The 21151-nt window shown below is 61.7% G+C and carries 18 protein-coding genes and 1 tRNA gene; 6 read left to right on the top strand and 13 right to left on the bottom strand.

Annotation, left to right across the window (positions count from 1 at the left end; all coding sequences use genetic code 11):
• Nucleotides 1-17: 17 nt before the first annotated feature.
• On the bottom strand, nucleotides 18-758 hold the full coding sequence (locus G6034_RS17690) for a CoA transferase subunit A (protein ID WP_176636424.1): 741 nt from the start codon (nucleotides 756-758) through the stop codon (nucleotides 18-20).
• 184 nt (nucleotides 759-942) lie between these two features.
• Here G6034_RS17690 and G6034_RS17685 point away from each other — a divergent pair, with 184 nt between their 5' ends.
• Entirely contained in the window at nucleotides 943-1722 is a 780-nt protein-coding gene (locus tag G6034_RS17685) for an IclR family transcriptional regulator (protein ID WP_176636423.1), read from the top strand.
• Nucleotides 1723-1873: 151 nt separating this feature from the next.
• Here the strand turns inward: G6034_RS17685 and G6034_RS17680 are convergent, their stop codons facing one another.
• The 5 genes from G6034_RS17680 to G6034_RS17660 form a co-directional block, all read right to left on the bottom strand.
• Nucleotides 1874-2080: a hypothetical protein gene (locus G6034_RS17680; protein WP_176636422.1), complete on the bottom strand. Its 207-nt coding sequence runs from the start codon at nucleotides 2078-2080 to the stop codon at nucleotides 1874-1876.
• 627 nt (nucleotides 2081-2707) lie between these two features.
• A tRNA-OTHER gene (locus tag G6034_RS17675) sits at nucleotides 2708-2806 on the bottom strand.
• Between the two features lie 467 nt (nucleotides 2807-3273).
• Complete coding sequence (locus G6034_RS17670; protein ID WP_218064041.1) at nucleotides 3274-4473, bottom strand: IS110 family RNA-guided transposase; 1200 nt, start codon at nucleotides 4471-4473, stop codon at nucleotides 3274-3276.
• A 502-nt stretch (nucleotides 4474-4975) separates the two neighbouring features.
• Nucleotides 4976-6343: an MFS transporter gene (locus G6034_RS17665; RefSeq protein ID WP_218064040.1), complete on the bottom strand. Its 1368-nt coding sequence runs from the start codon at nucleotides 6341-6343 to the stop codon at nucleotides 4976-4978.
• 115 nt (nucleotides 6344-6458) lie between these two features.
• A complete protein-coding gene (locus G6034_RS17660) occupies nucleotides 6459-7394 on the bottom strand; it encodes a dihydrodipicolinate synthase family protein (RefSeq protein WP_218064039.1) in 936 nt (311 codons plus the stop codon).
• 162 nt (nucleotides 7395-7556) lie between these two features.
• On the opposite strand from G6034_RS17660, the gene G6034_RS17655 reads away from it, so the two are divergent.
• From G6034_RS17655 to G6034_RS17645, 3 genes are all read left to right on the top strand, one after another.
• Entirely contained in the window at nucleotides 7557-8582 is a 1026-nt protein-coding gene (locus tag G6034_RS17655; protein ID WP_176636421.1) for a LacI family DNA-binding transcriptional regulator, read from the top strand.
• Between the two features lie 262 nt (nucleotides 8583-8844).
• Nucleotides 8845-9942: an AAA family ATPase gene (locus G6034_RS17650; RefSeq protein ID WP_176636420.1), complete on the top strand. Its 1098-nt coding sequence runs from the start codon at nucleotides 8845-8847 to the stop codon at nucleotides 9940-9942.
• Between the two features lie 247 nt (nucleotides 9943-10189).
• Nucleotides 10190-10612 (top strand): GNAT family N-acetyltransferase, encoded by a 423-nt coding sequence (locus tag G6034_RS17645; protein ID WP_176636419.1) that lies wholly within the window; start codon nucleotides 10190-10192, stop codon nucleotides 10610-10612.
• A 435-nt stretch (nucleotides 10613-11047) separates the two neighbouring features.
• Here G6034_RS17645 and G6034_RS17640 read toward each other — a convergent pair whose 3' ends face one another.
• Genes G6034_RS17640 through G6034_RS17620 form a run of 5 tightly spaced genes read right to left on the bottom strand, consistent with a single transcriptional unit; the run spans nucleotide 11048 to nucleotide 16230 of the window.
• Nucleotides 11048-12247: an ADP-dependent glucokinase/phosphofructokinase gene (locus G6034_RS17640; protein ID WP_176636418.1), complete on the bottom strand. Its 1200-nt coding sequence runs from the start codon at nucleotides 12245-12247 to the stop codon at nucleotides 11048-11050.
• A gap of 19 nt (nucleotides 12248-12266) precedes the next feature.
• On the bottom strand, nucleotides 12267-13130 hold the full coding sequence (locus G6034_RS17635) for a ketose-bisphosphate aldolase (protein WP_176636417.1): 864 nt from the start codon (nucleotides 13128-13130) through the stop codon (nucleotides 12267-12269).
• Between the two features lie 45 nt (nucleotides 13131-13175).
• Complete coding sequence (locus G6034_RS17630; protein WP_246296256.1) at nucleotides 13176-14015, bottom strand: carbohydrate ABC transporter permease; 840 nt, start codon at nucleotides 14013-14015, stop codon at nucleotides 13176-13178.
• A 7-nt stretch (nucleotides 14016-14022) separates the two neighbouring features.
• Entirely contained in the window at nucleotides 14023-14982 is a 960-nt protein-coding gene (locus G6034_RS17625; protein ID WP_176636415.1) for a carbohydrate ABC transporter permease, read from the bottom strand.
• Nucleotides 14983-14994: 12 nt separating this feature from the next.
• Nucleotides 14995-16230: an ABC transporter substrate-binding protein gene (locus tag G6034_RS17620; RefSeq protein WP_246296254.1), complete on the bottom strand. Its 1236-nt coding sequence runs from the start codon at nucleotides 16228-16230 to the stop codon at nucleotides 14995-14997.
• A gap of 178 nt (nucleotides 16231-16408) precedes the next feature.
• Between G6034_RS17620 and G6034_RS17615 the strand changes: the two genes are divergently transcribed.
• Both G6034_RS17615 and G6034_RS17610 read left to right on the top strand, forming a co-directional pair.
• Nucleotides 16409-17251 carry a DeoR/GlpR family DNA-binding transcription regulator gene (locus tag G6034_RS17615; RefSeq protein WP_246296252.1) on the top strand — a complete coding sequence of 281 codons (843 nt, stop codon included), beginning with the start codon at nucleotides 16409-16411 and terminating at the stop codon, nucleotides 17249-17251.
• A gap of 10 nt (nucleotides 17252-17261) precedes the next feature.
• Nucleotides 17262-18311: a class I mannose-6-phosphate isomerase gene (locus G6034_RS17610; RefSeq protein WP_176636413.1), complete on the top strand. Its 1050-nt coding sequence runs from the start codon at nucleotides 17262-17264 to the stop codon at nucleotides 18309-18311.
• A gap of 1848 nt (nucleotides 18312-20159) precedes the next feature.
• On the opposite strand, the gene G6034_RS17605 is transcribed toward G6034_RS17610, so the two are convergent.
• Entirely contained in the window at nucleotides 20160-20342 is a 183-nt protein-coding gene (locus tag G6034_RS17605) for a hypothetical protein (RefSeq protein ID WP_176636412.1), read from the bottom strand.
• Between the two features lie 195 nt (nucleotides 20343-20537).
• A complete protein-coding gene (locus G6034_RS17600; protein ID WP_218064038.1) occupies nucleotides 20538-20753 on the bottom strand; it encodes a hypothetical protein in 216 nt (71 codons plus the stop codon).
• Between the last annotated feature and the right edge of the window lie 398 nt (nucleotides 20754-21151).

The raw sequence follows: 21151 nt of genomic DNA, 5'->3' as shown, positions 1-21151 counted from the left end.
CTTGAATAGGGGGTGGTTTAGGCCGGGACGGCGGCGGACAGGGTTTCGGGGCGGGCTTCAATCCGGGTGCGGACGGTGCGTTGCTCAATGTCCTTGATGCGTGCCGTGGCCTGGACGAGGCGCTGGACGTACACGCCGGGGGTGATGACGTGGTTCGGGTCCAGGCTGCCGGGGTCGACGATGTTCTCGGCTTCGGCAATGGTGATCCGGCCGGCGGTGGCGACGACGGGGTTGAAGTTCCGTGCCGTGTATCGGTAGATGAGGTTTCCGTCGGTGTCGGCGGTGTGGGCGTGGACGAGGGCGAGGTCGGCGGTGATGGCGCGCTCCAAGACGTACGTCTCGCCGTCGAACACCTCGTGCGGCTTGCCTTCGGCGACGAGGGTGCCGACCCCGGTCTTGGTGTAGAACGCGGGGATGCCGGAGCCGCCGGCGCGGAGCCGCTCGGCCAGGGTGCCCTGCGGGGTGAACTCGACCTCGAGTTTCCCGGCGAGGTACTGCTCGGCGAAGAGCTTGTTCTCGCCCACATAGGACGCAATGACCTTGGCGACCTGGCCGGCCTCGATGAGCACGCCCAGGCCCTTGCCGTCGACGCCCATGTTGTTCGAGACCACCGTCAAACCGCGAACGCCCGAGTCGCGGACGGCCTCGATCAGCTCCGCCGGGATGCCGCTGAGCCCGAAACCGCCCACGGCCAGCGTCATGCCGTCCCGGACGGTGCCGGCCAGTGCCTGGGCGGCACTGCTGCGTACCTTGGTCATGAAGATCTCCTCGTTGGGCTGATTGTGGGGTTGTCCATGTTATGGACTTTGGGGTGTGGCTTTGAGCATAGGGCGGTGGCAAATGCGCTGTCAAGGTATGGAATCAGGGCGCATCCCTGGATTTCTACAGTGTGGACGGTAGGCTGTTTCCTATCCACAATATGGATGAAATGAGGACATTTTTATGGTTCAGGCAACGGTGCAGGGCGCGCAGGTCGTCGGGCGGGTCGCGGCCTTGCTTCGCATTGTCAGCAGAAACCCAAAGGGCGCAGCCCTGGTGGAGGTGGTCCGGGAGTCCGGGCTGACCCGGCCCACGGTCCACCGGCTGTTGACCTCGCTTGCGGCCGAAGGGCTGCTGGAGCACGACGGCACCACCGGGAACTGGGTGCTGGGGACCGAGGCGCTGCTGATGGGTTCCGTCGCGGCCGCACGGTTCCCCGTGGAGGACATTGCCCGGCCCAGCCTGCGCCGGCTGGCGGAGGAAACGGGGGAGAGTGCGTTCTTCTCCGTGCGCCGGGGAGGGGAGACCGTGTGCCTCCTGCGGGAGGAAGGGCCCTTCCCCATCCGTTCCTTCGTGCTCCACGAGGGCGTGCGCTTCCCCCTCGGCGTCGCCTCGGCCGGAAACGCGATCATGGCCTTCCTGCCCGCGGAGGAACAGGAACAGATACTGGCCCGCTGGGACGACCACGCCGGCACCTTCGCCCCCACACACCCCGTGGCCCTGGTCAGGGACAACCTGGCCCGGACCCACCACGACGGGTACTCCGTCAATCCCGGCCTCGTCCTGGAAGGCAGCTGGGGCATGGGCGCCGCCGTCTTCGACACCCAGGGAAAGCCGGCCTGGGCCCTGTCACTGACCGGCATTGAACCCCGGTTCCGGAAAGACCGCCAGGACTTCCTCGGCCGGTTCCTGCTCGAAGAAGCACACCAGATCACCGGCAGGCTGCACAGCAGGATGACGTAATCAGCAGCTGAAAATTCAATACAAGGGCTCTTGGCTCGTCTATGAACCGCCGACGACGAATAATTCTCTTGATCCCGGCGGCCCCGTGGCACTGATTTTCGGAGAGGAAGAGCGCCTTCGGCGGCATCCCCCATGTGTGATCGATGGTGTTTCACATGGCCAGCCGGTTGGGCTGGACGGCCGTCCCGTCCGCCGCCTCGGTGACCAGCAGCGTGGCGAAGGACGCGGAGTCGAGCGGGGTCCGGCGTCGCCCGCCCGGGCCCCACACGTCAAGGCCCAGCCATTGCAGGCCGTCCACCAGCAGCGCGGCGCGCCGGCCTGCCGAGCGGGCTGAATGAGCGACGGCAAGATCATTCAAGTAGGCACGCCCGAAGGCTCAGATTTCGACGCCCCATAACGCTAGGGCACGCGGTCCTTCCCAACTGGGGGCCTGGAGGACCGGGGCCACTGCGGATGGTGCATGCCAATGCGAGATTCAGCCGGCCTCCGGTGCTCAGTTTGGGTAAGCGTCCAGTCGGAGTCTTTAGGGCCGCCTTGGGTCGGCAGTGCCGGGCCCCGGCCGTATCGGTCCGGCTATCTGTCAAGCGTCAGGTTTTGTGGACATGCCGCAGATTGCTTCCCCGGCACGGCAGTTCGGGCCACGATTGCCGAATGACGTGAGCTGGACGGTCGAAGCTGCCGCGCCGAATTGCTTGCTGTCTTGCAGGCAAGTTCGTTGCCCATTGACGTTGACCGGTGCCGGGAAACGGCGATCGGAAGGCCAATTCATGGCAGCCACAGCTCCGAGTCGGTCCGGCTCGGAGAAACCGCGGAATCTTGCCACTTTTTGCGTCCGGATATCGAAAGAGATGAGTGGCAGTCTTCAAATAGATGAGTGCAAGTTCAAGAAAATTTTGCTGAATAAGATGAGTAAGAGGTGAGTTGCGGCAATTTTAGCCCTTGCTCCCGCTGGCCTGAGGGACATAACCGCAGGTCAGGGCATCATTGGTGCCCCGGGCCGGACTCGAACCGGCGGCCAAGAGAATCTCAATATCTGGATTCTGGGAGGTGTCGCTGACTATCAACTAGCGCGTAATTCCGGGACTTTTTGCCGATTCTATATACGATGGCATACCGACGAATGCGGTAGTTGTTGCTTGAAAAGGGGGAGTAAAAGGGGAGTTCCCCCATCAGGCCTGGTGGCTTAATTTGGCCGTCGGTGCCGATTACTGTGGAACAGGTTCATGCAGGGCCTGTTGTTGTTTGCGGTTGGCCGCCGCGGATGTGCAATATTTTACTCCTGAGCCGCCGCCGAATTGCCTGTTGGTGTGCGGTCGTTGGAGATTTCGTGGCTGTTTCAACAGGTGCAGCGGCCCGTCCGATGGGTTGCCTCGAGTGGCCGCACGCCTGTCCTTCCTGGTGGGTGCCAATAAAGCGGCTGGTGTCTGGGGGGTGTCCCTATGTTTTTCGTCAAGGGGTTTGGGGGGACTTTTTTGAAAGTTTTTGGGAGCCGTTTTGGGCAGGGCGGGATGGCCGGCGGTGGGTGGCCCGCCGGCTGGCAGCTGCTGGGTGTTATGTGGTTCTGGGTTCCGGTACGTCGTAGAGCGTGCCGTCGCGGAGCATGGCGAACAGGACGTCGCAGCGGCGCCGGGCGAGGGCGATCAGGGCCTGGTTGTGCCGTTTCCCCTCGGCCCGTTTCCGGTCGTAGTAGGCGCGTGAGAGCGGGTCCTTCAGGGCCGCGAAGGCGGAGAGGAAGAACGCCCGTTTCAGGGTCTTGTTGCCCTTTTTCGAGGGGTGGTCCCCACGGATCGAAGTCCCTGACCGCCACGTCACCGGGGCCAGACCGGCGTAGGAGGCCAGGTGCCCGGAGGATTGGAATTCCTTGCCGGCAACCTCTGTGATGATCCGTGCTGCGGTCCTGACCCCTACTGCCGGCATCGAGGTCAGGACCTCGTGAAGAGGGTGGGCCTCCACGAGGGCCTCGACCTTTGTCAGGAGCTCGTCGCGGGCGCCGCGCAGATGTTTGAGCATGGCCGCCAGCTGGGCCAGCACAATGCCTGCGGCGCCGGTTCCGGCGACGACCACGCTCTGCTCGCCCAAGGCGGTGAAAATCTCTGCAGCCCAGCGTTTCCCGGCCCGCGGGGCATGCCTGGCCAGCAGTGTGGCGACCCGGGCCCGGCCTGCCTTGCGCAGCGCCTGGGGCGAGGGATATTTGATCAGCAGCTCGGGCATCGCCGGGTGGTCCAGGTGGGGGCCGATGACCCGTTCCAAGGCGGGGTGGATCTGGGTGAGCAGGCCCCGGATCCGGTTGGAAGCGGCCGTGGCCTGCTTGGCCAGGTCGTCATCGAAACCGCACAGCATCGACAGCTCCGCTGCCTGCTCGTCGGCGACCACGATGGAGCGCAGGGTGTGCGGCAGGGACCGTGCCGCCTCAGCAATGATGGCAGCGTCTCTCGCGTCGGTTTTGGCCTCGCCCGGGTGCAGGTCCGCGATGCGGCGCATCGCCAGGCCCGGAATGTAGCCGACCAGGATGCCCTCGGCCTGGGCCACGGCGACCGGCAGGGCTCCGATCGTTGAGGGCTGGTCCACGACAAGCAACACGGTGCCCTTGTCGGCGACGGCCTTGATGATCGCCCGGAGTTTCCCCTCGTCCTGGGACAGGGCCCGATCCAGGAGCTTCTTACCCTGCCGGTCGATCGCGACCGCGTGGTGATTGCTCTTGCCGACGTCCACGCCTATGAAGATATCGACGGATTCATGGCTCTTGATCAACGCAAACCTCCCAGAAATTGTGTTGTGCAACTCGGTGTTGGCATGTCCTGCGGCGGCAAGGCTCGGCATCCACGTTACGGCTGACCTACACGCTGGTGTCCTGTGCTGGTCCGGTCCCCATTAGCGATCCCCTGGCGCCTATCGGACCCCGGTGACAACACCCCCCGGATCATCAATGACTGGGGGATTTAATCATGCCGGGACCGACAGGCCAACCACCCCAATTCTTACTCAACTAGAGGGGCTACTAAAAAGGTAACGGGGAATGGGGTCGGCACTAGCCACGACTGTATGGTCCTCGTTGAGGGCTTCGCTGCATGCACACTTCTTTGCGGCACTTACGGTTAGCCGATTTGACGGGTTCGCCGTGGCAATCATTTGATCGCATTCCGGGCGAGGGGTTGCGGTGCGACCGCCCGCTTGCGGACTGTGTCGGTTGCCTGTTCCCCTCATTAATTTGTGGGGGACAGGCAACCGGGTGGTCGATATGGTTTGACTCGTTTTATTCGAGGTCAGCGATGGTTCGTCCGGTGCGGTCGGGGGCAAAGACCGAGAACAAGACGCCGGCGAGGGGACCGATAATGCCGAGGGCGAGGGCGAATGGGACGGCGCCGGCGATGGTGAGTGCGAAGAGGGGGAAAATTCCGGCTCCGAGGCCGCGTCCGACGTAGTAGCTGGCGCTGGCTCCGGTGGATCGGATGCGGGTTGGGAAGAATTCGGACATCCAGACCCCGAGTACGCCGAATCCACCGGCGGCCCCGGTGCACATCATGAGGGCCCAGAAGGTGGGTGCGCTCCAGAAGTTGGCGGTGATGTGCGCATTGCCGGTGGTCAGCAGCCAGAGGAACCAGGTAAATCCGATGGTGCCGAAGACGGATGCCAGGGTGAAGGCGTACTTGCGGCGGACCCGGTCGGAGATGATGCCCGTGACTGAGTAGGTGATGATGGTGGCGATGTAGCCAAGGAGGACGATGAGGCTGACTGTGGGCAGGTTTAGTTTTTGGGTTTTGAGCAGGTACGTGGACAGGTAGGCGCCGACTGAGTTGGTTGTCAGGAACATCGCTGTGGAGAGGACCATGAAGACCACGGTGCCGTACACGAATCGGGGGCGGAAGATGTCGAACACGGGGACCTTGGAGCGGCGCAGCTCGTCGGGAAGGGTTCCGGCCTTGCGGTGTTCCTGGTAGACCAGCCATTGTTTGGACTCGGGCAGGAGTTTCAGGGACGCGATTCCGATGACGAGGCTGGTCAGGCCGACGGTGATGTACCCGGCGCGCCAGCCGAGGTCGTGGCCCAGCGTGGTCAGGAAAAAGAAGAGGATGCCTTCGGTGAGGATTTCGCCGACGAAATACATCGATTGAATGATTCCGCCCATGGTGCCACGTTTTTTTGTTTGCCAGCATTCGGTGAACATGGAGAATGAGAGCCCGAACAGCCCGCCCATGCCGACTCCGGCCAGCAGCCTGGAGAGGAGGAAGGAATCGTAGCCTGTGGCCAGGCCTCCCCATGTGGCGGCGATGCCGAATGCTATGACGGAGATGGCGAAGGTCCGGCGGCGGCCTAGGATGTCCCCGAGTGAGCCGAAGACAAAGCCGCCAAGGATGGACGCGAAGCCTTGTACTGTGGCGACCTTGATCAGGGCCAGTGTGGAGACGTGGAGGCTGGCGGAGACGTAGGCGAGGGGGTAGCCGATCAAGTTCAGCTCAGCGCCGTCAAAGAGTGTTCCGAGCAGGGCAAAGGCCAGGATGAACCGGATCTCCCTGCGTGTGTAGAGCATTGAGAGTCCGCTTGACTGGGCGGTTCCTGCACGGTCGGCCATGGGACCTCGGTGGTGCGTGAGGGCATGGGAGGTCGTTTGTGGCTCGCTCATTGCGATGCCTCCTTCTCCAGCTGCGCGCTGGGGTCGTCGTTGACCAAGGTGGAGAGTAAAGAAGTTGGGAGGAGGGATGGCGGGCGGTCAGCCCGCCATCCCTGGAAATCGGGGATCAGGCCGGGACGGTGACGCTGCCGAGATTCGCTGACTTCAGAGCCTGGGCGATTTCATCGCCGGCACCGTCGGCCAGGGGCAGCAGCGGGCGCCGGACTGTGGCGTGCTCGAGAATTCCGCGGGCGACAAGTCCTTCCTTCAGGGCGACGGTGCCCTCCATGTGTGATCCGCGGTGGTAGACCGTTTTGGTTACCGGCAAGAGGCGGTCGTGGATGGCGCGGGCGGCCGCATAGTTCTTGGCCTTGCCGGCTGCGATCAGCTCCACGAGGGGCTCGGGGGCGAGCCCGCCGTAGCCGACCAGGGCGCCATCGACATCGAACATGGTGTGCAGAAGGTACTCGTCATGGCAGGTGAGGATCTGCAGGTCCGGGTAGGTGGCGCGCAGCACGGGAATTTCGGTGTCCCACCGCTTCATGTTCCGGACACCATTTTTGGTGGCGAACACCCCCTCCTGGCCCGCGATCTCCAGCTGGGTCTCGAGATCGTAGCTCGCCTTGGTGGCGTCCGGGTACTGGAAGAGAATCAGCGGCAGGCCGGATGTCTCGTAGATTTCCTTGTAGCGGGTCTGGGGGGCGCCTTTTTGGTAGCCGAAGCGAAGCCATCCGTGGGATGGGTAGACCAGGCCGGCGGCGGCACCGGCGTCGACGGCACGCTTCGCTTCTACGGCCGCGACCATGTTCCCCTCGCCGGTGATGCCGGCAATGATCGGCAAAGAGTCATTGACTGCCTCCCTGAAAGAACGGATGACGAGTGCCTGCTCGTCCTGGGTAAGGAATGTTCCTTCGCCCGCATGGCCAAGGACAACCAGGCCCTTGACACCCTCGACGCCAGCCAGCCAGCCACCGAGGCGGTGGATTGAGTCGACGTCAACGCTGCCGTCACGGTTGAACGGTGTTACCGGTGCGGGAACAAGCCCGCGAAGATCGATGGTCATCAGAACTACCTCTGTCTTGTTGATCGTAATCCCGCTAGACTGTGAAAACGATTGCGGGAACGTTTTCATTTTGCAACGTGTCTCATCTCACTGTCAAGGGCCAGTTGTTCACTAGAACGAAATAGAGTGTCGTGTAGGACATTCGTGAATGGGAGAATTCGCATGGAACCCACTGCCGCCGGCGCAAGTATCACCCTCAAGGACGTGGCCGCGGCCAGCGGGGTCAGTCTTTCCACTGCCAGCCGCGCCTTGGATGATCGGGGCACAGCTTCGCGTTCAGCGGCGGCCGAGCATGTCCGGGAAGTTGCAGAACGGCTCGGCTACCGTCGAAACTCCTTCGCGTCCAGTCTCCGGCGGGGGGAAACCCGAACGTTGGGAGTGCTCGTTCCACGCCTCAGTGATACCGTCATGGCGCTGATGTTCGAGGAACTCGAGCGCGCCGCATCCAGCCGGGGATACTTCGCCATGGTCGCCACAAGCGGGGACGATCCCGACGACGAACAACGTGCCGCCGAAACGCTTTTGGACCGCAACGTCGACGGCCTGATCCTCGCAACGGCCCGACTCGATGACGAACTGCCCCGGCGGCTTCGCAAACGCGGCGTGGCGCACGCCCTGGTCCTGCGCACCGACGGCGTAAGTCCCTCCTCACTAGGTGACGACGAAGTCGGCGGCTATTTGGCGGTCCGCCATCTTATCGATTTGGGCCACCGTGACATCGCGGTAGTGACCGGGCCTTCCTTTACCTCCAGTGCCGTCGGCCGGCTCGCGGGCGCACGCAGGGCTTTTGCCGAGGCCGGCATCGACGCGCCCGCAAAATGGCTGCTCGCCGCCGGTTACGGCATTGAAAACGGGTACACCGCCGGAGAAACAATCCTCGGCGGGCACGCCGCGAACCGCCCAACCGCAGTGTTCGCAGCCAACGACAACATCGCTTTGGGAGTGATCGCGGCGGCACACCGCTTCGGCGTCGCCATCGGCGAGGACCTGGCCCTCGTCGGATACAACGACATACCCCTCTCAGCCAGGCTCTCCACGCCCCTGTCATCGGTCCACGTTCCCCTGGCTCAAATCGCCGGAACCGCAATCGACCTCGTTTTCAACCCGGACATGGGACCCCGCATACGCAAAGCCATGCCCACCCTAATTCCCAGGGCATCGAGCGGCCCCCCAAGGCAATTTGACTAAAAGCGTGGCCCGGCAGGTCGGTCGCCAGCACGGCGGTTCCCTGTGGTTTCCGAACGGGGCACGGCATGCCGAGTCTGCAAAGTGCGGCCGGTGGCGCCACCTGATTAGGCTCATGGGGACTGCCGGCGGCGGCAGGCGAACGGGGCCGGAGTTTTCGGAATAAATCTACTGGGAGCGAGTCCTTTCCAGGAATATGTACTCACAGAACTCATATGGAGTGTCATACTCATAGAACTCATAAGAACTCACAAAGGATGCCCGCGTGGACAACCCTTTTCGCCCTTCGGCTGGCGCCACCCCACCGCACATTATTGGCCGCGAGGGACTTTTGGATGAATTTAGCTATGGCCTGAGTCTGGGGTCCGGCGCTCCGGGCCTGTTGGCCATCTTTACCGGGGCCCGCGGCATCGGCAAGACGGTCATGCTTGGGGAGACCCATGACCTGGCCCGGGAGCATGGATGGGCCGTGATCGCGGAAACGGCGACGGATGGTTTCATGGCCAGGATCGGTGAAGCCATGCTCCAGATCTCCGAGGAACTGGGTGATGGTCCGCGAACCCGCCGTATCACCGCCATCGCCGCTGCCGGATTCAGCATCACCACCCAACTGCCGCCCGAACGCCAGGTTGCCTGGCGGAATATCGGCGAACAGCTGCTTGCCCTCCTGGATACGCACGGCACCGGGTTGGTCATCACGGTTGATGAGATCCACGCCGCCAATCGAACCGAACTGGCCCAACTGGCCGCCAGCGTCCAGCACTTCATCCAGGACCGGCTGCCAGTCGCCCTGGTCTTCGCGGGGCTGCCAGCTGCCGTCTCAGATCTGCTCAACGAAGGTGTGGCAACCTTTTTGCGCCGCGCTGACAAGATCGACCTGCATGCCGCCGCGATCCATGAAGTGGAAACATCCTTCACCGAAACATTCCAGGAAGCGACCTTCAGCATTGCTCCGGCCCTGCTGCGCCGGGCTGCGGAGGCTACAGGCGGCTACCCCTTCCTCATCCAGCTAGTCGGCTACTTCCTGTGGCGGGAAGCCGAAAACCATGACGGCGTACTGGACGGTCCGGCTGTCGGCCGGGCCATCGAGGCAGCCAACCGCCGCAATGCACGCACCGTGGTCGAGGCGGCACTGTCCACGGCATCGCCCAAGGACCTTGAATTCCTTCATGCCATGGCCCAAGACGACAGTGCGGCAACGGCCAGCGACATTGGCAGAAGGCTCGGGGCCAAATCAAACCTTGTCGCCAACTACCGCCTCCGACTCATCGAGGAAGGACTCATCGAACCCGCAGGGCACGGCAAGGTGGATTTCGCCATACCGGGCCTGCGCGACTACCTCCGCTCCAAGCCCACGGCCTAAGCCCGCCGTCCAAGCCACTGTTTGCCAGCATCAGCGTTGTTGGTGCGTTGCATCGGATTCGCGATGCGAGTGAGAAAGCCCTCGCCTTGCTGGCAAATCAGGCCGCCCGGCAGAACACGGACGACTCGTCCCGGTAGTGGCACGTGGGGGGGCGCTACGGTCGGGAAGCGAAGCGTCGATTCGGCCGCCAATGGAGGGGAACATGACGGGCCGAAGGGGGGTGCATGAGTTGTGGTTGGATGGTGGGATGAATTCGATCTACCGTTTCTCTGCAGATGATGCCGATATCGATCGGGAACAAGTGCATCAGTGGCTCAGCGAGGAGAGCTACTGGGCGGAGGGAAGGTCCCGTGCAACGCAAGACCGGGCGATTGAAGGATCCCGAAATTTCGGCGTTTATGAGACAGGGTCGGGCCGGCAGCTCGCTTACGCACGTGTAGTCACGGACGGCGTCACTTTTGCCTGGCTTTGCGATGTGTTTGTCGCTGCAGAGGTCCGGGGGCAGGGTATCGGCGTCGCCCTCATTAACGGGGTAATGGATGTATTCGAGCCGCTGAACTTGAAGCGCATGCTTCTGGCTACGGAGGACGCCCAGGGTCTTTACGCAAAGTTCGGGTTCGAACCGTTAGCCGCCCCCTCGCGCTGGATGGAAAGACAGCGCAACAATTAGCCCGTCCAAGGCCAACCGAACGGGGCCATCCCGCCTGCGGCTATTCCCTTGCGGTAGCGGCTCCGCCTTTGCCACTGGGTTTGTCTCCGCCGTGCATCTTGCGTGCCGTGAGTGACTCTCCGCCGGGTGCCGGCTGCCATCCGGCGCATTCGTTCAATCTCCAACGTGTTTTTCCGTCCTGACACTTTGAAAGCCTCATTGCGCTCGTGCTGAGCAGGAGGCTGCCAGTATTGAACTCACCTCCAGGGGAGAGTCTCCACGTTGGTCAGCGAGACGTTGACGGCCAGGACGCAGCGAGGCAATGTATGCGGTCCTGTAATAACTTCGTCGAAATCAAGTGCGTCGAATAGCTGTCTCGGCCCGTTTTCGTTCAGCTGCCATCAAGAATCTCGAACGAGGACCTTGGTTCTCTATCGAGTCGACGTGATACCTGCATCAATGTGCTATCGAATGGCGGTGCAGGGCCGCCACAAAGCCGCCCACGAAGGTGTCGCCCAGGCCGATCGTGGTGGGATGCTCTACGTCGATCGTGATGCCTGGGAGGCAGTGGACTGAGTCGCCCAGCTTCGTGTTGATCGACTCGGCAAACTCTGCTCCCAAGGCGTTGGGGCTGAGCTCGGCCACAGACTCGTAATCCGCTGCCGTGAAGCCGTCGCCGTGACGGTACCTGGTGCTGGCCATGGTGATCCCGCCCCGCAGGCCAGCGTCGTGCTTAGCGGCGTCGGCACCATACGCCAGCGACCAATACTTGCTGTGCACCACCAAAGCGTCCGCCGGAATGAGGTCCTGCAGTTCCGCCAGAGCATCGCACATGCCGCCCACGTCCAGCAGGTCCAGAGGCCGGCCCACGTAGGCCTGCATTTCGTCCTCGTTCATGCTGTAAATATCCACCGCGCCTACAATCGAGTCACGGACCTGCTGGCTCATCTCAGGAACATGGAAGCCGGCATCCTCGTAGAAAACCACCGCGGAAGCAGGCAGCTGCGCCATGTGTTCCTTCAGGCTCACCAACCGCTGTTCCAGCACGTCCGGTTCCTGGATGGAGTTGAAGCCGGAGACCATAAACACCTCGGCCTCGGCAAGCGCCGCCCCCAGCCCGGCGCTGAGTTGGAGCTCGCGATTGGGAGGGTCATTGGCGTAGATGACCCGGTTCGGGTGCGGCATCACCAGGTCGATGTCGCCGCTGCGGATCCGTTCGCCCTCCGGGTACTGCACAATCAGGTGCGGGTCGGTGGTGTCCTCCGATGCGCTGCACAGGTAGTCAACGCCGGCCGGCAACAGCTCCCGGACGGTGTCGTCAATGCTCACCAGGTGCACGGTGCTGTCCACGCCGAGAGCACGCATCGCCAGTGCTGCCCGCACGCAGGTGCCGCCGAGCGTCAACCTGCGATCGAACCGGCTCGCGAACTGCTCGACGATGTCCGAGGACGTCACGAACCGTTCCCCGCCCACGCCGTCGCGCAGGAATGCCAGCAGGGTGAGGAGCAGGGCTCGCTCGCTGTCGACCGGGATTGAAGCGCTGAGTTCGGAGGCGCTGACGCGGTACTCCGAAATCAGCCCTTCAATCACCGAGGAGTCCCACACGATCTCGTAGTCGACCGTACCGCCCAGCCCGAGTACGAGTTTGTTATTCATAGTGGAACGGTTCCTTCTCTTAGTAAAGCGCTGCCTTGCCGGCGGCGTTGAACAGGTCGATCTTCTGCGCGGCCGTCACTTTCATGGCGGCGATGCAAGGCGGCTGGATGGTGTTCGGCTCGCGCACCGAGGCATCTGTGGCCAGAATCTCGCGCATCTTGTCATGATAGGCGGTCTTTATATCGCTGGAGATGTTGATCTTGTTGACGCCCAGAGACACCGACTTGCCGATCTCCTCGTCCGGGTTGTTGGAGCCGCCGTGCAGCACCAGAGGGATGCAGACCTTCTCTTGAATCTGCTGGAGCAAGTCGAGTTTCAGCTCAGGGGTGACACCCTGCGGGTACAGACCGTGGCAGGTGCCGATGGCGATGGCCAGACTGTCCACGCCGGTTTCTGCAATGAACCGTACGGCGTCGTCGGGGTCCGTGTAGATGATGGTGTCGGTGCCGGCCTCGGCGTTGCCGTCAGTCTTCCCAATGGTGCCCAGCTCGCCCTCGACGGAGATGCCCACTGCGTGTGCAGCGTCCACCACCTTCTTGGTGATGGCCACATTCTCATCGAAGGGGAGCAGGGAGCCGTCGATCATGACGGAGGTGAAGCCGCTCTTGATGGCCAGCAGCACTTGCTCGTAGCTGGCGCCGTGGTCCAGGTGGATGGTGACGGGGACGGTGGACCGGTGCGCCCTGGCGATGATGGCCGGCAGCATGTCGACGCCGATGTGGCTGAGTTCGTCCGGGTGGATGGCGACGATGAGCGGTGAGTCCTTCTCCTCACTGACTTCAAATAGACCGTTCATCATGGCGTAGTCGCTGACGTTAAACGCCGGGACGGCGAAGTTGTTCTTGTTTGCTACGTCGAGCAGATCGATGCCGTTCATCAACATGGTGATTCTCCTGGGATTGTTGTTGGGCTAATGGAAAATTGGGGGTTAACTCTTGACTCCGCCGGCGGTCAGCCCGCCGATGAAGTACCGCTGGAAGAACAGGAAGAAGATCAGAACGGGGATGCAGCCGAGGATGCTCATGGCCATCATTTCGTTCCACTGGTAGGAGTGCTGGCCCATGAGCAATTGGATGCCCACGGGCACGGTCCGCATGTCCACGGAACGGGTCAGGGTCAGCGCGAACAGGTATTCATTCCACGCGATCATGAACGTGTAGATGCCCACCGACACGATGCCCGGGATGGACACCGGTACCAGGACCCGCCACAGGGCCGCGAACGAGCTTGCCCCATCCACTTTGGCGGCCTCGTCGAGCTCCTTGGGGATGGTGTTGAAGTAGCCGGTCATCATGATGATGGCGTAGGGGAGCGTGAACACCATGTACGTCAGGATCAGGCCCTGGTACGTGTTGTAGAGCCGCAGCACCACCATCAGGCCGAAGAACGGGATGAGCAGCGTGATGGGCGGCACCGCCTGGACGCTGACGATGATCATGTTCAGCGGGTGTTTGCCCTTGAATTGGTAGCGGCTGAACGCATAGGCGGCCAGGATGGCCACGATCAGCGTCAGGATGGTCACCCCGATCGACACGACATAGCTGTTGATGAAGAACCGCACCTTGGCGGGGTCCGTCAGGATGGTGGTGTACGCCGTCAGGGAGAAGTTCTCCGTGATGATCCGGGGCGGGAATTCGAAGATTTCGGAGTTTGCCTTGAATGAGCTGACCGCCATCCAGAACACCGGGAACGCGGCGAATACGGCCCCCGTGAGCAGGGCGATGATGATGCCGGCCTTGCTGGCCACCCTCTTCTGCGCCTTCGTCATGGTCATCTCAATCCCTCGCCTTCTGGTGCCGGATGTAGAAGAAGGCCAGGATCATCGACAGCAGAAGAATGACGACGGCGGCAGCGGAGGCCAGCGAGAACTGGTACTGGCTGAACGCCAACTTGTAGGTGTAGGTGCTGAGCATCTCGGTGACGTTGATGGGTCCGCCGCCGGTGGTCATCCAGATCAATGCGAACTGTTGCGAGGTCCAGATCAGATCGAGCATCGCCATGCTGATGATGATCGGCTTGAGCTGGGGCAGTGTGACATGCAGGAACCTCTGGAAGTTGTTGGCGCCGTCGACGGTGGCCGCCTCGTACAGGTCCTTGGGGATGCCCTGCAGGCCGGCCAGGATGCTCACCATGTAGAACGGGTACCCCGCCCAGATGTTGATGAACGTGACCGCGAACAGTGCCGTGCCCGGGGAGGACAGCCATTCAATCTTGGAATCGATGATGCCGGCATTCATCAGCAGGAAGTTGATGACGCCGTTGGGGTCAAGGAGCAGCCGCCACAGCACAGCGATGATGGCCACCGTGAACAGCCAAGGGAGCACATAGACCGCTCGGAACAGGGCCTTGAAACGAGTGCCCAGGAGCGGGGAGTTCAGCAGCATGGCGAACAGCAGGCCCAGCACGATGTGGGCCGCCACGCTGGCGAAGGTGAAGGCCAAAGTATTGGCCAGGGCTGTGTGGAACACGCTATCCGTCAGGATCGTGACGTAGTTGTCCAGGCCCACGAACTTCGGGTGCTTGGTCATGATGACGTTGTTCATGAACGAATACCCGATGACCATGACGATCGGCACCAGCATGAGCACGAACATCAGGATGACGGTAGGCGAAACGAACCCGTACGGGGCCAGCCGGCGCTTCAGGCCGCCCCAGCCGGCCTTCCTTGGTTTGACCGGGTCAGCCGGCCACTGCGTTTCCAGCAGCGGCTCGGGATCTTTGAGAGTGGATTTCATGGGGGAGGGCTCCTAGAACGATTTCATCCAGGTGGCTTGGGCGTTGGCGAGCAGTTTGTCGACGTTCTGCTGGCCGCTGAGGGTCTTTTGGAGTTCCTCGTCGAAGCTGCGCATCAGCTGCTCCGCCACGGGCAGGCCCACGAACTCGTTGGCCGGGTAGCCGCCCTTGTAGATCTCGAATGCCTTCTTGAACAAGGCATCGCTGTCCACAAAGTCGGGCACAGCCTTGGTGTTGCCGGGGAAGGAATTGGACAGCGAGGACAGCTTGGCGTTGGTTTCCTCGCTCATCAGGAAGTCCACCAGCTTCCAAGCCTCGGCCTTGTTGGGCGAGTTGTCCGCAATGCCGATGCCCCAGGCTGCGTAGGGGATGCCCCTCTTCCCCGTGAAGCCGTCGACGGCGGGAACGGCGGAGATGCTGAACTTCAGCTTCGGGTTGTTCTCCCTGATCAGCTTGATGTGGGCCAGGGAGTCGATCATCATACCCACCCGGGCGTTTGTGAACTCCTCCACCTTGTCCTGTTCCTTCATGGTCAGGGCGCCGGGGGACACTACCTTCTTGTCCCAAAGATCCTGGACAAAGTTGACGGCGCTATGGACGGCGTCGTTCGTGAGATCGGGCTTGCCGTCCTTGAGCATGCTGCCGCCGGAGGCCCACACCCAGGACATGACATCGTTTTGGATGCCGTTCGGGGCTTCCTGGGACAACGGGAGCACCCAGCCCTTGACGTTGGAGTCGACCTTGCTAATGGCGACGGCGGCCGCGGTGAATTCGCTCCGAGTTGACGGGGGCTTGGACACCCCGGCCTTGGCCAGCAGATCGTCGTTGGTGAACATCGGGTAGACGAAGTTCACGGCCGGGATCATCAGCGTGGTGCCGTCGATCTTGACCTGGCTGGCCAGCTGGCTTTGGTCGTACTTGGATTCCTTCATCAGGGCTGACAGATCGGCGAGCGAGCCCTGCTTGGAGAAGTCGTTGATCCAGGCGCCGTCCAGGCCGACGACGTCAGACATGGTGCCTGCAGCCGCACCGGCGATGACCTGTTCCTTCGTGGAGGCGTAGGGCCCGCTCAGGAGCTTGACCTTGATGCCGGGGTTCTTCGCCTCAAAGGTGTCCATCAAAGTGCGCAGCGAGCCCTTGGGCAATTCGGGCTCCCACCACTGGGCGAATTCCAGGGTGACCGTTCCATCAGCAGACTTGCCCGCATTGGCCGTGCCACAGCTTGCCGTCATCGCGACCGCGGCCGCCATTCCAAAGTATCCAAGGACATTTCGCCTTGACAGAGCATCGTTGCCCATTTTGCCACTCCCATCTCAGACGTGCTGATATACGCCCATTTATGCGTCCTGATGCACGATTCTCTCGACCATATCTGCAAAAAACAGCAGACGTCAAGCAAAATTCCGCAAAAAGTTGTAATAATTGCTTATGACTACGAACATGGCGTCCGCTACAGACCGAGATGGATCAACCCGCCACCTGCCGGCGGGGCGCAAGGCCGTGCTGGCGGCCTACGTGCAGGAAGCCGGGGAAGTGACTGTAGCCGAACTGGCTGCGCGCCTGGATGTATCCACCGACACCATCCGCCGAGACCTTGACCGCTTGGACCGCGACGGCGTCCTCATCCGCACTCATGGCGGCGCCGTCAGCCTGTCCTCGCTACCGCAGGCCGATACCGGCATTGACGTGCGCCTGCGCCTGCAGGCGTCTGCCAAGGAAACCATAGGTGCCTTGGCCGCCACTCTGATCCAGGACGACTCCGTCGTCATGATTAACGCAGGAACGACCAACCTAGCCGTGGCTCGCCACATGGGTGAGTGCCGCGGGCTCACGGTGGCCACGAACAGCCTGCGTCTTCCTGCGGAGCTGTCCTCCAAGGCTTACCGCGACCTGTACGTTTTTGGCGGGACCTATCACCAGGTGGCCCAGGCGACTATTGGGCCTGTGAGTTTCCAGGCAGCCATTGGGGGGAAGGAACTCGGCGTCCAGTGCGATCTGGCGCTGCTGGCTGTGGGCGCCGTCTCAGTTGAGGGCGGTTACTCCACCAGTAACGTCGCCGAGGCTGTCATGATGAGTGAGATGATGGCGAACGCGTCCCGGGTGGCCTTCCTGGCCGATTCCTCCAAGTTCGGCCGGCGACTGTTTGCGCAGGTGGCCGAACTGGGCCGAGCGGACTACTTCGTCACTGACTGTGCGCCTCCGGATGAGATTGCCGCGTTGCTGGTAGCCAACGAGGTCGAAGTCATGTATCCACCCGCGGTGGCCAGCTAGGAGCCGGCGCATGTCCATATTGCGGCTGTCCGGCAACCAGCCCGCCAACCGGTTCTATCGCGGCGGGGCCAAGATCAGGGCCTTCAGGGCAGGGAAAGGTGCTGCGGCCTCAGGCAGCCATGTTCCCGAGGACTGGGTGGGTTCGACGACAACCATTTTCGGGGAAGCATCCCTTGGCTTGAGTCGTGTGGCCGGTGGTCAATCCCTCCGGGATGCTGTGGCTGAGGACCCCGTCCACTGGCTGGGTGAGGAGCACGTGATCGCCTTTGGTGCGGACACAATGGTATTGGTGAAGATGCTCGACGCCGGCCAGCGCCTGCCCGTCCATCTCCACCCGACGCGGCACTTTGCCGCCACGCATCTGGGGCGGCACCACGGCAAGGCGGAAGCGTGGCTGGTCCTGGAAGGCGGCATCGTCCACCTCGGATTCCGGCATGACGTGCTTGCTTACGAGCTTGCCGAATGGGTCAGGACGCAGGACACTTCGGCGATGCTGGACGCCATGCATGCGATCGAAGTTTTCCCCGGCGACAGTGTTTTTGTGCCGCCGGGAATGCCCCACGCCATCGGCGAAGGCGTCTTCCTGGTCGAGGTCCAGGAGCCGGAGGACTTGTCTATCCTGCTGGAATGGGACGGATACGCTCTGGACGGCACCTCGAAAGGACACTTGGGATTGGGTTTTAGGACCGCTCTGTCAGCCATCGATCACCGGGGTCGCTCCGAAGCCAAGATCGGTGCGCTGATAACGCGGGCCGGAGCGTCGACCCTTGCAGCCGGCAGTGAAGTGTTCTTCCGGGTCGAACGCCTGACAGCTTCCGGGCGGATCGAGCTCGACGCTGGGTTCGGCGTCATTGTTGTGACGGTGGGGGAGGGGAGCCTCGAAACTGCCGATGGCCAGCGTTTGGCCGTCGCCGCCGGTGACACGCTCCTGGTTCCGTTCGGTGCGGGACGCGTGTTGGCGGGCGGCTCCATGGACTTCATCTGGTGCAGGCCGCCGATGCCAGGGCCGGAGCATTCGGTGTCCTCAACCTCCGGAGCACGATCCCGGACATCTCTCTAGCCTCTATGCGATCGCCAGCCTCGCTCCCGCCCAAAACTTGCCACCCTTGTGCACTTGAAGCGTCAACTCCACCTGCAAGAAGTTTCCACCGGTGCACCTCGCAGTAAGCAGCCCGGCACACAATTGCGGAAACAACGACGCACCCACGCATGCAGAGCTGTGCGGAGTTCGCGCGGAGGATGTCGATCAGACGCCCAAACAATGGCGAGCAGCATTGGCATATTTCATTGCTGCTATTGGTCTGGGGTGCATCGGGCCAGGAGACGAATTACGTTTCGGTTGAACAAGCCGAGGCGGGTGCCGGGCCGATCTCGTAAGGGGGTGCCGCCGTCGAACGTATACCGTACGACGGCGGCACCCGCCTTTTAAGGGGCGGCGGTCGGCAGTCGGTTATGAGTATTTGCCGTGCCAGTCCTTTTTCTCCAGGCGGTTGACTTGGACTGCAGGGAACCATTCGAGCCGGTAGGCTCCGTCGTCGTCATACCAGGCAACGAGCTCATAGGAGCGCGTGTACGCAACGGCGGCGCCGTGGAGCTCGCCAACTTTGACGAGCGGCGTTGCCAGGGGGAGAAGCGCTGGGGCTCTCAGTCGCTGCGGTCGGGGTGGTTGTTGGAGGCTGCAACGATCTCCATGAGCTTCGAATCAGGATCGAATCCATTCCTGACTTACGATTCCAGTGAGATGAATCTGACGCGGCCATCGAAGGATCCACGACCAACTTCGTAACGCCGGGCTCGGAGGGCGAACGCTCCCGGCTCCAAATCTCACTCGTCCAGGAGTGTCAAATCCGTGGAATCTCGCGGCCTCGGCGTCCGTGCGTTGAAAAGAGGAAGTCCGTCCTGCGCAAAAGGGGGAGTCAAATCGGAAGAATCTTTCGCTGAATTGGGGGAGTAAAAGGGGAGTTGGCCTGAAATATGCTGCCTCTGCGGGACATAACCGCAGGTCAGGGCCACATTGGTGCCCCGGGTCGGACTCGAACCGACGGCCAAGAGAATCTAGTCATCTGGCTTTTGCATGGTGTCGTTGACTGCCAAAATCGGCGTGTTTTGGCGGTACTTCGTTGGTTCCGAAGGCTGTGGCATGTCGTGCATTGGCGTAGTTCTAGATTGAAAAGGGGAAGTAAAAGGGGAGTGGATGCTTTCCGCTCCCGATGTAATTTTGGCTTGTACGTCCATTCCCGCAACGAACAGGCTTGCCAGCAATTTGCCATGGAGCAACGCATGCCCTCAGCTGTTCTTACCATTTTACGCCTCGGGCGTCGATCGAGGAGATGCCCGCTCTTCGGGAATGCGAAACACTAGTCGGTGCTCGTTGCGGGCGACCTCGTGGCATTTTTTGGTTCAGATTGCCGGTTGGCTAACGGCCGGGGACAGTGAGCGGCCTCTCGCGCGCGTGTGACCTTTGCCCTGTAATTTAGGGTGTCTGGCTGCTGGACCAGAATTCCATCAGCAGATTTTGTCACTTTTGCTCTGATATTTTAGAGCTCTCTTCCTGGCCAAGGTTGATTTGCTCGCGGAGGGCAGTCCGACGCCAGTCAGGCAGTGAAGATTCCTTTATGGGTTCCGCGGCGGCCCCGACGGATTCATAGGGACGACCCATTTGGGTCGTGACGTTCTTGAGTGGTTGGAGCTCAGGGTCATGGCATATTCGTGCGACGCCGGCCTTGAGTTCTGTGCCCGCGCCGTTGGCGGGATGCCCGTTTACCCCGCGCGATGAAATTGCCCGCAATGGTGCGGGGGCTGTGTGTCACTGGCCTCAAGAACGAGGCACTTATCGCTATCCCCGCATCTCGTGCAGGCAGTGCGATATTCGGCCCCATCGACACACCCGCAAACGTGTGACTAGTCGCTATTCACTGCGTAGGCGCTCAGCGTAATCTTCCTTTGTCTCGTCTGTGTAGAGGTACTTCTCCACAGTCTCAGCGCGTATTCTCCCCGCGTTGACATCGTTGAGGGTCTCCACTGCGGCAGCCTCACCAAACTCATCCATCAGCTTGTTGAATGTGACCCCATCCAGCTTGTTCTTTGCCACGAAATGAACCTCCCCTTGCCCTTGGCTTCGCGAAGGGCCTCGTACTTCTCGGCACGGCGCCGCGAAATGTCACACTAACCTACTGCGGCCCGGGTAGTCGAATAGCTTGCCATGGAAGTGGAAGGACACGCAGAAACGACGCCATGCCCGCCGCTCGGCTCCTGCGGTGAGGTGCGGGGTACGTCGTCGTCGGAATTAGTCCTCGACTTCGAGCACCTCGTAGTCTGCCTCTACCCCTTCACTGGACGCTGGGTAATCACCTGGATTTGACAAATGAAGAACTTCACCGCCGGCGCCGAAGTTGCTAACTTGCTCTAACCCGAACTCCTCGGCTTCGCTCTCTGTCTCGAAGACCTCATCGAGCTCCTCTCGATCCCCATCTGAGTACGTCATGACCACCTTGAAACTCATACCGACCCGCCTCGCTCGAGCATCTTGTTCAGACCTGTGACCCTATCGTAGCCTGATCGTTCGTGTAACGACCCTAGCGAATAATTAACTGGGGAGCAGACGGAGCTGCTGCTTCCACCCAGACGGGGGGAAAGGTGAATTGAGCCCCTGCATCAGCCGCTTCTAGGAACACGTACTTGACCGCACCCGCGCCAGAATGTCAAGGGCCATGAGCTTCTGCCCACCAGCGGCCAGGTTTTCTGCCCGCTGGTGGCCAGTATGAATGCCCGGATATGGCCATGAGATCTGTCCGCAATTACAGGTTTGTGGTTGGCCATTCTGGTCCGGTGTTTTAGCTTAGTTGTGCTACTCCTTTCCCTGCCAGGGCCTGGGTCAGCCTGACGGAGTCCCCGCTGGTC

This window comes from Arthrobacter wenxiniae (assembly GCF_013376105.1).
Lineage (GTDB): Bacteria > Actinomycetota > Actinomycetes > Actinomycetales > Micrococcaceae > Specibacter > Specibacter wenxiniae.
This window is presented reverse-complemented; position numbering and strand designations above follow the sequence as displayed.

What these genes read in the sequence shown, in the direction of transcription:
- G6034_RS17630 (WP_246296256.1), bottom strand. Translation starts at nt 14,015, where the DNA reads ATGACGAAGGCGCAGAAGAGGGTGGCCAGCAAGGCCGGCATCATCATC.
- G6034_RS17645 (WP_176636419.1), top strand. Translation starts at nt 10,190, where the DNA reads ATGAATTCGATCTACCGTTTCTCTGCAGATGATGCCGATATCGATCGG.
- G6034_RS17600 (WP_218064038.1), bottom strand. Translation starts at nt 20,753, where the DNA reads ATGAGTTTCAAGGTGGTCATGACGTACTCAGATGGGGATCGAGAGGAG.
- G6034_RS17625 (WP_176636415.1), bottom strand. Translation starts at nt 14,982, where the DNA reads ATGAAATCCACTCTCAAAGATCCCGAGCCGCTGCTGGAAACGCAGTGG.
- G6034_RS17615 (WP_246296252.1), top strand. Translation starts at nt 16,409, where the DNA reads ATGACTACGAACATGGCGTCCGCTACAGACCGAGATGGATCAACCCGC.
- G6034_RS17635 (WP_176636417.1), bottom strand. Translation starts at nt 13,130, where the DNA reads ATGTTGATGAACGGCATCGATCTGCTCGACGTAGCAAACAAGAACAAC.
- G6034_RS17620 (WP_246296254.1), bottom strand. Translation starts at nt 16,230, where the DNA reads ATGGCGGCCGCGGTCGCGATGACGGCAAGCTGTGGCACGGCCAATGCG.
- G6034_RS17610 (WP_176636413.1), top strand. Translation starts at nt 17,262, where the DNA reads ATGTCCATATTGCGGCTGTCCGGCAACCAGCCCGCCAACCGGTTCTAT.
- G6034_RS17640 (WP_176636418.1), bottom strand. Translation starts at nt 12,247, where the DNA reads ATGAATAACAAACTCGTACTCGGGCTGGGCGGTACGGTCGACTACGAG.
- G6034_RS17665 (WP_218064040.1), bottom strand. Translation starts at nt 6,343, where the DNA reads ATGAGCGAGCCACAAACGACCTCCCATGCCCTCACGCACCACCGAGGT.
- G6034_RS17685 (WP_176636423.1), top strand. Translation starts at nt 943, where the DNA reads ATGGTTCAGGCAACGGTGCAGGGCGCGCAGGTCGTCGGGCGGGTCGCG.
- G6034_RS17655 (WP_176636421.1), top strand. Translation starts at nt 7,557, where the DNA reads ATGGAACCCACTGCCGCCGGCGCAAGTATCACCCTCAAGGACGTGGCC.
- G6034_RS17660 (WP_218064039.1), bottom strand. Translation starts at nt 7,394, where the DNA reads ATGACCATCGATCTTCGCGGGCTTGTTCCCGCACCGGTAACACCGTTC.
- G6034_RS17690 (WP_176636424.1), bottom strand. Translation starts at nt 758, where the DNA reads ATGACCAAGGTACGCAGCAGTGCCGCCCAGGCACTGGCCGGCACCGTC.